The sequence below is a fragment of the Rheinheimera sp. 1928-s genome (genome assembly GCF_029269265.1).
In the GTDB taxonomy this organism is placed as follows: Bacteria; Pseudomonadota; Gammaproteobacteria; order Enterobacterales; family Alteromonadaceae; genus Pararheinheimera.
Genome location: NZ_JARIXP010000004.1, coordinates 531,349 through 544,679, shown reverse-complemented (window position 1 = coordinate 544,679; position 13,331 = coordinate 531,349). Strand labels below are relative to the sequence as shown.

The following is a 13,331-nucleotide window of genomic DNA, read 5'->3' as shown; positions in this document are numbered from 1 at the left end:
TGTTCATTATATAGAACGTTCTTTATAAAGAACGATTTGGAACTGTGATGGATAAACCTACTCTTGATACGCTGGGGCGCCATATTCAAAGTTTGCGAATAGCCCGCGGTTTGTCGTTGTCGCAGTTGGCTGCAGATGCCGGTATTGCGAAATCTAACCTCTCCAGACTGGAGCAGGGCAATGGCAATCCAACGCTGGATACCATCTGGCGCTTGTCGTTGCAGCTGCAGGTGCCTTTTGGCAATCTGATAGCGCCTGTCAGTGCTTTAGTGGGCGAGAGTGGGGTTCAGGTGCGGCTGATTGATCAGGGCAAAGACAATCCTCCAGTTGATGCCTACTGGATGTCTTGTGCACCTTTTACAGAACGCAAAGCGGAGGCTCACTCCATAGGCACTGTGGAATCTATAACTTTGATCAGCGGCCAGCTTGAAGTGGGCGTTGAGGGCGAGAGCAAAACTTTAGTGGCCGGACAAAGCCACAGCTTTTCAGCCGACCAGCCGCATTTATATCGCACCGGTGAAAGCTGGGCCACAGCGCTTTTGACCATTGTGTATCAGCAAAGCAGAGGGGCCCTATGAGTTCTGTTGAAACAGTAAAAAACTCACCTTGGCAGCAAGGTGCCCGTGATGCGTTGCCGCTACTCGGTGGTTATATTCCGGTGGCGATTTCTTTTGGTTTGATTGCTGTGCAATCGGGTTTTAGCGCGCTGGAAACTGTGCTTATTTCAGCCCTTATCTATGCGGGTGCCTCGCAGTTTTTGTTTATTGCTATGGTGGCTTCAGGTGCACCGTTGTGGCTGGTGCTGGTAATGACATTGCTTATTAATGCCCGGCATCTGGTGTATGGGCCTAATATTGCGCCTTATTTATCAAACAGCCGCTGGTGGCCAGTGCTGATGCATGGCTTAACCGATCAGATTTTTGCGTTGGCCCATACAAGATTGCCGCAGTTGGAAGAAAAAGATCGAATGGGTTGGTACATCAGCGCCGCTTTGATTGCCTGGTTAAGCTGGATTGTTGGTACTGCAGTAGGGGCCGTTGCCGGAGCGGAAATTACCAGTCGCTGGCCTTTATTGGGCGAAGTGATGCCTTTTGCTTTGCCTGCGCTGTTTTTGGTGTTATTGGCACCGCGCTTTACCTCTGTGCAGTGGACCTTAACCATGCTCGTCAGCATAGTGGCTGCCTTGGTGCTGAAGCTGATGGGTATGACCAATTCAGCCATTCCGTTGGCGGCTTTATGCGGTGTGTCACTGTTTTATCTGCTGCAGGCCAAACTAAAAGCAGAGGGGGAAATCCATGGATAACTCGGTTTGGTTGTTAATGCTGGCCTGTGCTGTGGGCACTTTTTTACTGCGGGCCGTACCTTTAATTTGGATGCGGCGGCATTTGGTGCGCCGCAGTATCAGCAATACCAACGAGGCTATGCCAGTCTGGCTGACAGTGCTGGCGCCAACCATGATTGCCGCTATGTTTGGTGTGTCGCTGGCGCCTGCTCACCCTGGTATCAGTTCCTGGCTGGCAACTCTTTTAGGTGGGCTTTGCACTATACTGGTCTGGCGGCGAACCCGTTCTTTAGGCTGGCCTGTCTGCATAGGTGTGTTGGTGTATGGGGTGGTGGTGGTTTTGCTAAAGATGATAGGCTGAATTAAATTGTAGGGGGCGGGTTTATCCCGCCCCGAGAACGTTAAATCTCACTCTACTATTCGACTTAATATTCAACTTAATACTCAATAACCTTGGCCACACCACGGGAACGTGGATCGGCTGCTGCTGTTACTTTATCAGCTGTCACTTGTATCGCCTGCACATCACCTAAATTCCAGCCTTGGGTATGTAGTTTGTAGCCTTTTTTCGTCAGCTCTTGTTGCACTTCAGCTGCCAGTGGGGCGTAAGGCTCCATGGTGATTTGATCTTTGGGTAATAACTGATGGTGAAAACGTGGGGCTGCCACGGCCTTTTGCAGTGGCATGTCGAAGTCGAACAGGTTGGTGATCACCTGAAAAATTGAGGTGATGATGGTTGAACCTCCCGGTGTACCAACGACCAGTTGCACTTTATTGTCCTGCACCAAAATGCTGGGGGTCATGGACGATAACATACGTTTGCCCGGTGCTATTGCATTGGCGTCGTTACCGACTACACCAAAGGCGTTGGGTATACCCGGCTTGGAAGAGAAATCATCCATTTCGTTATTCAATAAAAAGCCTGCGCCTTGCACCACCACGCCGCTGCCAAAATCCAGATTCAGCGTATAGGTGTTTGATACCGCATTGCCGTGCTTATCCAAAATGGAGAAGTGAGTGGTGTGATAGCCTTCAAGGCCAGGTTTAATAGCTTTGGTTTCAGAGATAGTGAGCGGATTGATTTCTTTAGCGCGTTTATCCAGATAGCTGCTGTCGAGTAATTGCTGCTGCGGCACTGTGACAAAACCAGGGTCACCTAAATATTCTGCCCGGTCAGCATAAACCCGTTTTTCCAGCTCAGCTAGTAAGTGCACATACTGGCTGCTGTTGTGTTTTACGTTGTTGAAGTCGCCGCTTCGGCGCTGTTTTAAGCCCAATAATTGCGCCAGCGCTATGCCGCCTGAACTTGGTGGCGGTGCGCTAATCAGCTGCTTGTCATGCCAAGGTGTGACTAACGCTTCGCGCCAACCCGCGCGGTAAGCGGCTAAATCTTCCATAGTGATCAGGCCTTTGCCACGCTGCATTTCTGCCACTAACAGCTCTGCGGTTTTGCCTTTGTAAAAATCGTCTGGACCTTGGGCTGCAATACGTTTTAAGGTTGCGGCCAGTTCAGCTTGTTTAAAGTTTTCGCCTGCTTTCATCGCAGCAAAATACTGGGCGAAATTGGTTTTCCCCTCCAGTTGTTGTAGCAAATCAGCGCGGTACTGATACTGGTTTTCAGCCACAGTAAAACCAGTGCTGGCGTAATGAATGGCCGGAGCTACTAAATCCTGCCATGGCAGGGAGCCAAACTTTTTATGCGCCAGCCACAAGCCCATCACAGTGCCTGGCACGCCGCTGGCTTTATGGCCTATTAAACTTAAATTCTCAATGACCTGCTTGTCGGCATTTAAGTACATATCCCTATGAGCTGCTGCTGGTGCTGTTTCACGGTAATCGAGGAAATAAGGTTTACCGTCAAACCACACCAGCATAAAACCACCGCCGCCTATATTGCCGGCTTCGGGGTAGGTTACGGCCAGAGTAAAGGCTGTGGCTATGGCCGCATCTACCGCATTACCGCCTTTTCGCAAAATTTGCTCAGCCACCAAAGCACCGTATTGATCGGGGGAGGCGACAGCGCCACTTTTTATGCTTTGGGTTTGGACTGTCGTTTCTGCTGCTTGTAAAGGACTAAAAAATATCGATAACGACAGCAGTAACACTGCAGAAAAAAAGCGGTAAGCCATAACTAACTCCTTGATGTTTATTTACTGTTCTATCCTTTAATGCGTCTGATGACAAGAATTTCTATCAACTAACAGGCTGAGCAGAAGACCAGCTTAGCAAGCTGAAATTAACACTACTATATTCATTTATGGTAATGTTCGGATGTTTCATTTTTATCAGTTGGTTTGCCATGAATTCTATTTCTGCTGATGCTGTTGTTTCAGAAGGTGCGACAAAGTCTGTTGCTTTGATGGACGAAAACCATAGCTATCAGGCTATTAAGACCATTTTGAATAGTCTGGATGCGCTGGTGTATGTGTCTGATATGCAAACTTACGATTTGTTGTATATCAACGACTATGGTGCGGCGGAGTGGGGGCCAGTAGCGGGCAGGAAGTGTTATCAGGTACTGCAGGCCGGGCAGGACTCGCCTTGTCATTTTTGCACCAACCACAAGTTACTTGATACTGACGGAAAGCCATCCGGCGTTTATGTCTGGGAGTTTCAGAACACCATAAATGGTCGATGGTATCAGTGCCGCGATCAGGCCATTTATTGGGTAGATGGTCGTTTGGTGCGTATTGAAATAGCCACAGATATTACTGATCGCAAGCATATGGAACAGCAATTGGCGGATGCCAAAGCTTTGGCTGAACGACAAGCCAATACGGACGAACTGACTCAGCTGTATAACAGACGAGCTTTTTTTACCCTGAGCCGACAAGTGCTTCTTCAGGCGCATCGTGGCGGGCAAAGTCTTGCGGTGGTGATGTTTGATTTAGACCATTTTAAGCAGGTGAACGATCAATGGAACCACGCCGCAGGTGATGCTGTGCTGGTGAATATTTCAGCGCTGGCGCAAAACATAGTGCGTGGCTCTGACGTGCTGGCTCGTGTAGGCGGAGAAGAGTTTGCCATGGTCTTGCCTGATACGGATGTAGAGCAGGCCAGGCAACTGGCAGAGCGTATGCGTGTCGGCTTTGAACAACACAAAATAGTGATTGAGGGCGGAGAAATCAGTTGCACTGCCAGTTTTGGTATAGCCTGTGCCAACCTCGCTGAACTGACAACTGAATTTGAACCACAAATTATGCTGGAAAACTTACTGCACAAAGCCGATCAAGCCATGATGCAGGCTAAGGTTTCTGGTCGTAATAGAGTGTGTATGGGCAGGGTGAGATACTAATGAACTGCGCCCTGTTTTCTGGCACTGTTTTGTTATCCAGTTCAAAGGCCATTCACCGATATTGCTACTGCTTGCCGTTTTTAGTGCAACCAAAGTCAGGGAGTTGAAAACAAAGAAAGCGAGTCATTAAAACATTTTTATGATCATCAGGCGACAGTCTTGAGAGCCTTGTATTGATCCAACAATATCAGCCTTAAGGACGGGGCTTGCTTTCCCACCGCATTCCAACTGACCTTGCCGTGCTTTAAACGTGAATTAGTTTTCGCTGCCTTTTGTTTCACCGCTTTTTTCTATAGCTTGGTTTCTTCCTTTGTTATGGGTATCAATTGTTATGAAATTAACAGCTTACTGCGCTGCTTTAGCTTTGCTCTGTTGTATCTCTGCTCAGGCGGCTGTTGATACAGCTCCGATGGAGCAGTCTTTGTCGTTGCGGGATAACTGGATGAACCTGACCCGCGATGTGCTGCTTGAGCCCAAATGGGCGGCTGAAGGGCATCAGTTTCATTACAAACTGAGTGTGGAAGGTGGTTTTCTATTTTTCCGCGATACGGTGGACAACGAAAAACCAGAACCTGCCTTTGATCATCAATTGCTCAGCAAAGCGTTAAGCCAAGCCTCGGGTCAGTCGTTCAGTGCCTTGCAGTTGCCTTTTGACAGTTTCAGTTACAGCCAGGATGGCCAGCAGATCCAGTTTTATTACGACAGCAAAAGCTGGCAATGTCAGTTAGACGGAAGGCTTTGTAAAACCCTGGAGCGTAAAGGCCAGCCTAAGGCTTTTGGTGTGGTCAGAGATCTGCGGATTGAAGCCGATAACCCACTGCGAACTTCGCCTGATGGTGCTTACCAGGCGCAGACTCTTGGGCATAATCTGTTGATTAAAGCCAAAGATGGCAGTATTAAATACCAAAGCCAGGATGGCACAGCTGAGCAGTTTTATGACGCGCAATCCATTCAATGGGCGCCCGACAGTTCAGCTTTACTGGTGATGAAGGTCAAACCCGGCACAGCACGAATGGTGAATCGTGTCTTGTCGTCGCCTGATGACCAGCTTGAGCCTAAAACGCTGAGCCAGCTTTACCCTAAACCTGGGGATGCTGTGGATATCGACCAACCTGTGTTGGTGCAGCTGCATTCAGGCAAGGCGCGGCTGATCAATAATCAGCTGTTTAGCCAGCCTTATACGCTGGATAAAGTGCAGTGGCTGGCTGACAGCAGTAGTTTTACTTTTCGTTATACCGAACGGGGTCACCAGTTGGTGCGTATTATTGCAGTGGATGCAAAAACGGCGCAGCCACGGGCCTTGCTGACGGAGCGCAGCGATAGCTTTATTGATCAGTGGGGCGCTTTTTATCAGCCGTTGCAGTTGGCAGACAACGATTTTGTCTGGTTATCTGAGCAGGATGGTTGGGCGCATTTGTATCGCTATGACAAGAATGGTCAGTTGAAAAATCAGATCACTAAGGGTCACTGGCGGGTGCGTGAAGTGCTGCATCTGGATGAAGAAAAGCAGCAGTTATGGTTCGCTGCCAGTGGCATGGACGCGCAGCAAGACCCGTATTTTATCCATTATTACCGTATTAACTTCGATGGCAGCGGCCTGACAGCGTTAACCACTGCAAATGCTACTCATCAGGTGAGTTTTTCCGCCGACCGGCAGTACTACATCGATTTATATTCACGGGTGGATTTACCTAATGTGGCTGAACTTCGCCGCAGCAGCGACGGCAGTTTAGTCCGTACTCTGGCCAAAGCCGATATCAGTCGTTTAACCAACGCCGGTTTTAGAGCGCCGCAACCTTTTGTGGCCAAAGGCCGGGATGGCAGCACAGATATTTGGGGATTAATAGTCAGGCCACAACACTTTAAGCCGGATCAAAGCTACCCTGTGATTGAAAATATTTATGCCGGACCCCACGACAGCTTTGTGCCAAAAAGCTTCTGGCCCTTTGGTTTTCACTCGGGCGGCGATAAAGTGATAGGCATGCAGGCCTTGGCTGATCTTGGCTTTGTGGTGGTACAAATTGACGGTATGGGCACCAAAAACCGCTCTAAAGCTTTTCATGATGTAGCCTGGAAAAATCTGGCTGACTCAGGGTTTCCGGACAGAGTGCTGTGGCACAAAGCCGCAGCTCAACAATTTCCCTGGTACAACATAGCTTCGGGTGTAGGTATTTACGGGGCTTCCGCAGGGGGGCAGAGTACGGTCGCCGCATTACTGTTTCAGCCGGATTTTTACACTGTGGGTGTGGCTTACGCCGGTTGTTACGATAACCGCATGGACAAAATCAGCTGGAACGAGCAGTGGATGGGCTATCCGGTTGGGCCTCATTATGCAGCATCTTCAGTCACCGAACATGCGAAGCTGTTGCAGGGAAAGCTGCTGATTATCAACGGTGAACAGGACAGTAATGTTGACCCTGCATCGACTATGCAACTGGTGAATGCCCTGATTAAAGCCGATAAAGATTTTGATTTGTTGCTGGTACCGGGAGGCGAGCATGCGGTAGGGCGCTCTACTGGCCCCATTCGTTATGTGCAGCGCCGTCAGTTCGACTTTTTCCTGCGTCATTTAAAGCAACAGCAAACACCGAATTGGAATAAAACTCAGTAACCAGGCTGGGCAGTGTCATTGGGGCGGCTGAAGCTGTTATTTGTGGCGGCGAAAAAGGTGTGTGCCAAAGCACTGCAAGCTACCTAATCTTTACTCCTCCACAAAGCTGCTGTTTTGTGGAGGTTAATACAGCACTCCTGTATTTTCTGCTATTAGCTACACTCAAGTAGTTTCCTGTATCTTGATGGTTCGTTATCTGGACTATTAACTGATCTTTGGTTTGACGACAGGAGTAAAACCAGCTTGAAAATGATCTATACCCATGAAAACCGGTTGATTGTCAGCAATATCAAAAATATTCTGCAGCGCCGTGGTTTTGACGTTTTTGTCAAAAACGAACATGCGGTCAGCCTGATTGGCGAAGCCTCTGCGTTTGATAGCTGGCTGGAATTATGGCTGGTGGATGAAAACGATTTTGCCTTGGCCAGTATGATTTTAAAGAATATGAACCTAGACAGTGATGCTGAGGATTGGCATTGCAGCAAATGTGCAGAGGAAAACGCTGCTTCTTTTGAGTTGTGCTGGAACTGTGGCACAGAGCAGGGCTGAGCTAACAGAAATAACTGCGGCGCAGGCTTTGGCGCTGTATAGTCTTGCTGACTATCCCACAGATGAAAAAATCGTATGAATTTAGATAAAGCGAAAAAACGCCTGTCAAAGCAACTGACCAAAGGCTTTGAAGGTTATCCAAGCGTGTCGCTGGCCTATTTTGGTGAAACAGCAGAGAAGGCCACCGAAGTGGTGGTGACCTTTGTATTGGAAGAAGGGGCTGCAGCGCAGCAGCAGAAGTTTTCCAGTACAGAAGATGTGCGGCAGGATGAGACTATTCAGTCTGTACTGGTCAAAATTATTGAACGCTCTGGTGCCAAAACCGTCACTGAAGTTCCGGGTGTCAGCCTTAAATAAGCTGCACTAAAAAGGCCCTGTCAGGGGCCAACTACAGTCGGAGTCGATTGCTCCCGCAAAGCAGCTTCGAGTTTTTTCGTGGTGCTGATATCCACCAAGGTAATAACGACCCCGTCTATCACGTTATCCAATCGGCGATACGGCATAATGCGTACGGTAAACCAGCGCTCGTCACTGGTTGGAATTTGTTTTTCTGAAAACACTAAGGTACGTAAGGTGTCCTGAGCGTCCTGATGCAAAGTTGGATACAACAAACTGCTGGTCAGGTCGGTCAGTGGCCTGCCCAAATCACTTTCACGCAGGTTAATAATTTTGGCTGCTCTGTCGGTATAACGTCTTACGTTAAGCTGCTGATCTAAAAACAACACAGCTATTTCTATGCTGTTCAGGGTGTTTTGCAAATCACTTTGTGCCAGGGCTAAATCATCCAGTTTGGTTTGCAATTCGGTGTTAATGGTTTGCAGCTCTTCATTCATCGACTGCATTTCTTCTTTCGAGGTGGTTAATTCCTCGTTGGTCGATTGCAGTTCTTCATTGGTCGACTGCAGCTCTTCATTACTGGATTGCAGCTCTTCTTTGGAAGCCTGAGTTTCTTCACGCAACAGCTGAATTTCATCCAGGTATTGTTGCTGCACTGCAGCTAAAGAAAAATCGACGCTTGAGACCGGATCTTGCGGGTCTGTCACTTCACCTGCCACATCACGGAACACTATCATGGTCATGCCCTGTAAGGCTGAAGGTTCACGCAGTGCCTGCACTGTCACATCCACTCTTTGAGTTGTGTCTTGCACCGATACCGTCAGGCCACGTAGCTGCAAAGGGCTGCTATGTTGAGATGCTTGTTTTAATGCGGTAGCAAGCGGAGCCCTTAATCCTTCCCGTGCCATGGCATGAAAGTTCCAGTTGGCTTTGCCCGCTGCTGGTTCGAGGTATTTGCCTGTTCTGCCACTGATATAAACAATATCACCGCCATTATTTAGTACCACTGCAGCAGGTGAATAGACCTGAAGCAACAGCTGATCGGCGGCCTGTTGCAGGTTGTCGGGGTGTGGTACAGAGGGTTTATCAGTTGGCACCGGAAGCTCCCTGGCTAAAGTGGATAGAGGTGGAAAGGATTGTACTGGCAACTGGCGTCCGGCCTGAGTCAGGCGCGGCTGGCGTTGATATAGCCGCAATTTGGCTTGCACTGGAACAAACAAGTCATGAAAACGACCTGTGGTTTCTGAACTACCCAGCAGTAAAATACCTTTTTCACGCAGGCTGTAGTGAAACAGCGGCAATAAACGGCGCTGCAGCATAGTATCAAAATAGATCAGCAGATTGCGACAGACAATTAAATCCAGCCGGGTAAAAGGCGCATCCAGAATCACATCATGCTGGGCATATAAAATCATGTCACGCAGGGATTGTTTAATTTGGTAGCAGTGGTCATGGCGCACAAAAAAACGATCCAGCCGCCCGGCTGATACATGGTCAGCAATAGACAAAGGATATTGACCACGGCGTGCACTGGCAATAGCATCCGGACTGAGATCGGAGGCAAAAATTTGCAAACTAAAGCCTTTAAACTCGCTGTTTTGCTCTACTACTTCGCAGAATGTAATGGCAAGTGTGCAGGCTTCTTCACCTGTTGAACAACCAATACACCAGGCTCTGAGGGTTTTGCTGTCTATTCGCTGTTGTATGAGTTCAGGCAAGACTATTTCAGACAGATGTTGCCAGACCGCTGGTTCGCGGAAAAAACTGGTGACACCAATCAATAGCTCTTTAAACAGCAGGTCGATTTCCTGCGTGTTGTCTGGCAAAAAAGTCGCATAGTCTTGCAAGGAGCCGATGGAATGGATCGCCATACGCCGCTCAATACGTCTTAATAAAGTGCTGGTTTTGTAGGAGGAGAAATCATGGCGGGTATGGCGCTGCAACTGCATTATTACTTGTTGTAATGCATCGGATGGCTTGTCCGATAGTGTCGTTGTGTCGGTATGAGGTTGATGCTTTTCGCTTTTGTGTGCCATTACTTCAAGAATGCGTCCGGGTAACTCAGCTGGTGTGGCAATAATGTCGGCGGATCCTGCAGCAATAACACTTAGTGGCATAGAGTCAAACTGGGCCGAAGCAGGTTGCTGTACCAGCGATAAACCACCTACAGCTTTAATTGCCTGAGCCCCCATAGTGCCATCTGAGCCCATGCCTGACAGCACTACGGTAATGGCTTTGTCCCCTAAGGCGCTGGCTAAGGAGGAAAACAAAATATTGATTGGCAGGCGCATGCCACGTGGTTCTTCTGGTTTCGCCAGATGCAAGACGCCTTTGGCCACTGTTAATTCGGTATTGGGTGGGATCACATAAATATGGTTGGCTTTAATTAACATGCCCTGACTGGCTTGCTGCACAGGGATAGCTGTTACTTTTTGCAATAATTCAGGCAACAGCGCTTTTTTGGTTGGGTCCAGATGCTGGACCACAATCCAGGCTAAACCTGTATCCGCTGGCGTTTGGGCCAAAAATTGATTCAGTGCTTCCAGGCCTCCGGCTGAAGCACCTATACCAACAATACGTATTGCTTTGGTTTCTGAGGTTTTGGAAATAGTGTGTGAACTCAATCAGATCATGCTCATTACAGAAAAGAAGATGGCCCACTGTTGCCAGCGGGCATTAAAGCTCAGCTAAAAAAACGATTGCTTTAGCTAGGCAGCCTGGGCTCATCATCGCAAACCATCATCATAATGGCGCGACGGTCCGGTGACAGGCTGATGTTCAGTTCCAGACTTTGTTGACCCTGCTGAGCCGGACTTGTCGTCAGGATTTTGTTTACGCTGGTATCACCACTTTGCAGTCTGGCCAAAGCCGCCCGAAATTGAGCTTTACTTTCAGTGTTTAACAAAGAATCTACCGGCTGGCCAAGTAGTTGTTCTGAGGTAATCCCAAACAAGCGGGCGGCGGCCAGATTACAATCCATAATCACGCCATCCGTTCTGAGCAGCATGCAACCTGTGGGAGACATCTCGAAAAACATCCGGTAGCAGTTCAGTTCATGACTCGACTCCAGTTCATTCGCTTGCAGTTGTTCAAGCTGCATATCCAGCTCAACCTGATAGGTTTGCAGCTCGTGTAGCAACTTAAGGCCATCACCTGCGGTATCAGGCGCGCTGCTTAATTGGTACAACACAGCCAGCGCTTCCGCACTTGCGGCCACGACGTCACTGCACTGAGCAGAGCCATCTTTGAGTCTTTCATTTGCTTGCTGGCGTAATGAAGTTGCGTCTTTATGAGGAGTATTAAAGTCAGACATACACATTTCCTTTCCGATGGACGAGCATGCACCGCGCTTGCTGCCACAAGTGGACGGCGGACAGAGGGCCATCTGCGTCTGGCTTCCCTAAAACTAAATAGCTGTTGGAGTATAGACCTATTTGTTAACCAGACGCACTGATTAATGCAACAGCCCGGAGAATAGGGCGGGATAAACTTTGCTTGATTTAGTCGGATGAACGGGCGGGGGCAAGCCGCCGTCCCTACAGCGGTTATTTTTTTGCTTTGTGCACGTCTTTTTCGCTTTGAACCAGATCACGCACATCCTTCAGCAATTGCTGCGCGTCGTACACTACGCCGTCTTTGATGGTGTAACGCACTCCTTTGCTGCGCTCTGGCTCATTGTTGTTGTTTAAACGGTAATGGCCTGTGCCATACAGTACTTTAAAGTTGGCCAGCGGGTTTTCGGCCACTATCAGCATATCGGCTTTTTTGCCCGGTACTAAGCTGCCAATGTCTTTCTCCATACCTAAAGCCTGGGCGCCATTTAAGGTAGCGACTTGTATCACTTCCAACGGGTTAAAGCCTGCTTCACGCAGCAACTCCAGTTCCTGAATATAAGCAAAACCATAAATTTTATAGATATAACCCGCATCTGAACCAGCAGTCACACGGCCGCCATGGTTTTTGTAGTCATTTAAAAACTGGAACCAGATGCGGTAGTTTTCGCGCCAGGCAATCTCCTGATCCGTGGTCCAGTCAAACCAGAACGAACCATGGGCATAACGGTTGGGTTTAAAAAAGTCAGTTAAAGTGGGCAGAGTGTAGTCCTGATGCCATTCGGCGTTGCGCTGGGCACTGGCATCGCGGGTGGCCTCGTAAATAGTCAGAGTAGGGTTGATGGTAAAGTCCAGTTTGATCAGTTCATCCCGCACCGCATTCCATTTTTCTGAGCCCGGTGCTGCGGCCTGTTTCCACAACTGGCCTGCGCTGGCGAATCTGTCCTGCTCATTCTGATAGTTGTAGCTGGCCGGGTAGTTTTGGATCACTTGTCCTGTAAACAAAGCTTCAGGCAAACCATACCAATGCTCCATCGAGGTTAAGCCCATACGGGCGCTGTCCAGTGCATTGGTGCCCATCACGTTGAGCTGTGCGTGGTGCATCATGGTACCGAGTTTTTGTTTTTTGGCTTCATCCAAAGCGGCCGAGATAATAGCGGGCGTTGAACCAAAAAACTTAATACCCGCAGCTCCGGATTTTTTAATATCCCGTACCCAATCCCTTGCTTGTTCCGGGCTGAATACTGGTTTGCTCAGGCCTTGACCAAAGCCGATATAAGGCACAATACGGGGCGCCACTATAGTGTTTTTTTCAGCAGCTTTGACATGGCGCATAGTCCAGTCGACGCCGTTAAAACTGCCAGGTTCACGCACTGTGGTAATGCCGTGTGCCAGCCAAAGTTTAAACACATACTCAGCTGGTGTGCCGTTGGCCGACCCGCCTATATGACCATGCATATCGACAAAACCTGGCAGAATATACATGCCACTGACATCCATTTCCTGATCCCCAGCCTGAGTTTTTGGCCGTCCTTCCGGCAATACAGGCACACCAGGATTACCTACAGCTTTGATTTCAGTGATGCGGTCGTTTTCAATCACTATATCCACAGGCCCAACAGGAGGAGCACCTTCGCCGCTGATATAAGTGCCGCCACGCAAAATCAGCCGTTTGTAAGGGCCTTCGCCCCTGTCCCGTTCTGGCGCGGACGGGGTTCGTTCAGGTGCTGTTGGTGCGGCTTCGGTTAAAGCGGGCTGACCTGCAAGAGTGACTAGTAAGGCAGTGCTGAGCAAAGACAAAATACGCATAGGTTTCCTTAGTTTTTATTTTGTGTATACCTGAAAACACTATGGCAAGCTACGGAACAGGCTGCAACTGAATAGGTTTAACCCACTTGGCGAAGCGACAAATAGGCAGCCAGTTTG

Annotated in this window: 11 protein-coding genes; 7 read left to right on the top strand and 4 right to left on the bottom strand. The window is 48.9% G+C overall.

All coding sequences use genetic code 11. The features are described from left to right. Window positions 1-47 precede the first annotated feature (47 nt). From P3C17_RS12825 to P3C17_RS12815, 3 genes are read left to right on the top strand one after another with little or no spacing between them, the layout of a single operon-like run. A complete protein-coding gene (locus P3C17_RS12825; protein WP_300929803.1) occupies window positions 48-578 on the top strand; it encodes an XRE family transcriptional regulator in 531 nt (176 codons plus the stop codon). Continuing rightward, complete coding sequence (locus P3C17_RS12820) at window positions 575-1,303, top strand: AzlC family ABC transporter permease (RefSeq protein WP_300929802.1); 729 nt, start codon at window positions 575-577, stop codon at window positions 1,301-1,303. Before P3C17_RS12825 ends, P3C17_RS12820 begins: the two co-directional genes overlap by 4 nt. Continuing rightward, entirely contained in the window at window positions 1,296-1,643 is a 348-nt protein-coding gene (locus P3C17_RS12815; protein WP_300929801.1) for an AzlD domain-containing protein, read from the top strand. Before P3C17_RS12820 ends, P3C17_RS12815 begins: the two co-directional genes overlap by 8 nt. 76 nt (window positions 1,644-1,719) lie before the next feature. On the opposite strand, the gene ggt is transcribed toward P3C17_RS12815, so the two are convergent. Next, window positions 1,720-3,411: a gamma-glutamyltransferase gene (ggt, locus tag P3C17_RS12810; RefSeq protein ID WP_300929800.1), complete on the bottom strand. Its 1,692-nt coding sequence runs from the start codon at window positions 3,409-3,411 to the stop codon at window positions 1,720-1,722. A 170-nt stretch (window positions 3,412-3,581) separates the two neighbouring features. Between ggt and P3C17_RS12805 the strand changes: the two genes are divergently transcribed. From P3C17_RS12805 to P3C17_RS12790, 4 genes are all read left to right on the top strand, one after another. Further along, window positions 3,582-4,577 carry a GGDEF domain-containing protein gene (locus P3C17_RS12805; RefSeq protein ID WP_300929799.1) on the top strand — a complete coding sequence of 332 codons (996 nt, stop codon included), beginning with the start codon at window positions 3,582-3,584 and terminating at the stop codon, window positions 4,575-4,577. A 331-nt stretch (window positions 4,578-4,908) separates the two neighbouring features. Then, window positions 4,909-7,188, top strand: coding sequence for a S9 family peptidase (locus P3C17_RS12800; RefSeq protein ID WP_300929798.1), 2,280 nt, complete (start codon window positions 4,909-4,911; stop codon window positions 7,186-7,188). Between the two features lie 249 nt (window positions 7,189-7,437). Further along, window positions 7,438-7,737, top strand: a complete 300-nt coding sequence (locus tag P3C17_RS12795) for a DUF2007 domain-containing protein (protein WP_300929858.1) — start codon at window positions 7,438-7,440, stop codon at window positions 7,735-7,737. A 75-nt stretch (window positions 7,738-7,812) separates the two neighbouring features. Beyond that, window positions 7,813-8,094, top strand: coding sequence for a hypothetical protein (locus P3C17_RS12790; RefSeq protein ID WP_300929797.1), 282 nt, complete (start codon window positions 7,813-7,815; stop codon window positions 8,092-8,094). Between the two features lie 20 nt (window positions 8,095-8,114). Here the strand turns inward: P3C17_RS12790 and P3C17_RS12785 are convergent, their stop codons facing one another. From P3C17_RS12785 to P3C17_RS12775, 3 genes are all read right to left on the bottom strand, one after another. Further along, window positions 8,115-10,697 (bottom strand): chemotaxis protein CheB, encoded by a 2,583-nt coding sequence (locus P3C17_RS12785; protein WP_300929796.1) that lies wholly within the window; start codon window positions 10,695-10,697, stop codon window positions 8,115-8,117. An 80-nt stretch (window positions 10,698-10,777) separates the two neighbouring features. Beyond that, window positions 10,778-11,386: a PAS domain-containing protein gene (locus P3C17_RS12780; RefSeq protein ID WP_300929795.1), complete on the bottom strand. Its 609-nt coding sequence runs from the start codon at window positions 11,384-11,386 to the stop codon at window positions 10,778-10,780. A 232-nt stretch (window positions 11,387-11,618) separates the two neighbouring features. Continuing rightward, window positions 11,619-13,214 carry an amidohydrolase family protein gene (locus tag P3C17_RS12775; protein ID WP_300929794.1) on the bottom strand — a complete coding sequence of 532 codons (1,596 nt, stop codon included), beginning with the start codon at window positions 13,212-13,214 and terminating at the stop codon, window positions 11,619-11,621. Between the last annotated feature and the right edge of the window lie 117 nt (window positions 13,215-13,331).

What these genes read in the sequence shown, in the direction of transcription:
- P3C17_RS12825 (WP_300929803.1), top strand. Translation starts at nt 48, where the DNA reads ATGGATAAACCTACTCTTGATACGCTGGGGCGCCATATTCAAAGTTTG.
- P3C17_RS12790 (WP_300929797.1), top strand. Translation starts at nt 7,813, where the DNA reads ATGAATTTAGATAAAGCGAAAAAACGCCTGTCAAAGCAACTGACCAAA.
- P3C17_RS12775 (WP_300929794.1), bottom strand. Translation starts at nt 13,214, where the DNA reads ATGCGTATTTTGTCTTTGCTCAGCACTGCCTTACTAGTCACTCTTGCA.
- P3C17_RS12800 (WP_300929798.1), top strand. Translation starts at nt 4,909, where the DNA reads ATGAAATTAACAGCTTACTGCGCTGCTTTAGCTTTGCTCTGTTGTATC.
- ggt (WP_300929800.1), bottom strand. Translation starts at nt 3,411, where the DNA reads ATGGCTTACCGCTTTTTTTCTGCAGTGTTACTGCTGTCGTTATCGATA.
- P3C17_RS12805 (WP_300929799.1), top strand. Translation starts at nt 3,582, where the DNA reads ATGAATTCTATTTCTGCTGATGCTGTTGTTTCAGAAGGTGCGACAAAG.
- P3C17_RS12815 (WP_300929801.1), top strand. Translation starts at nt 1,296, where the DNA reads ATGGATAACTCGGTTTGGTTGTTAATGCTGGCCTGTGCTGTGGGCACT.
- P3C17_RS12795 (WP_300929858.1), top strand. Translation starts at nt 7,438, where the DNA reads ATGATCTATACCCATGAAAACCGGTTGATTGTCAGCAATATCAAAAAT.
- P3C17_RS12780 (WP_300929795.1), bottom strand. Translation starts at nt 11,386, where the DNA reads ATGTCTGACTTTAATACTCCTCATAAAGACGCAACTTCATTACGCCAG.
- P3C17_RS12820 (WP_300929802.1), top strand. Translation starts at nt 575, where the DNA reads ATGAGTTCTGTTGAAACAGTAAAAAACTCACCTTGGCAGCAAGGTGCC.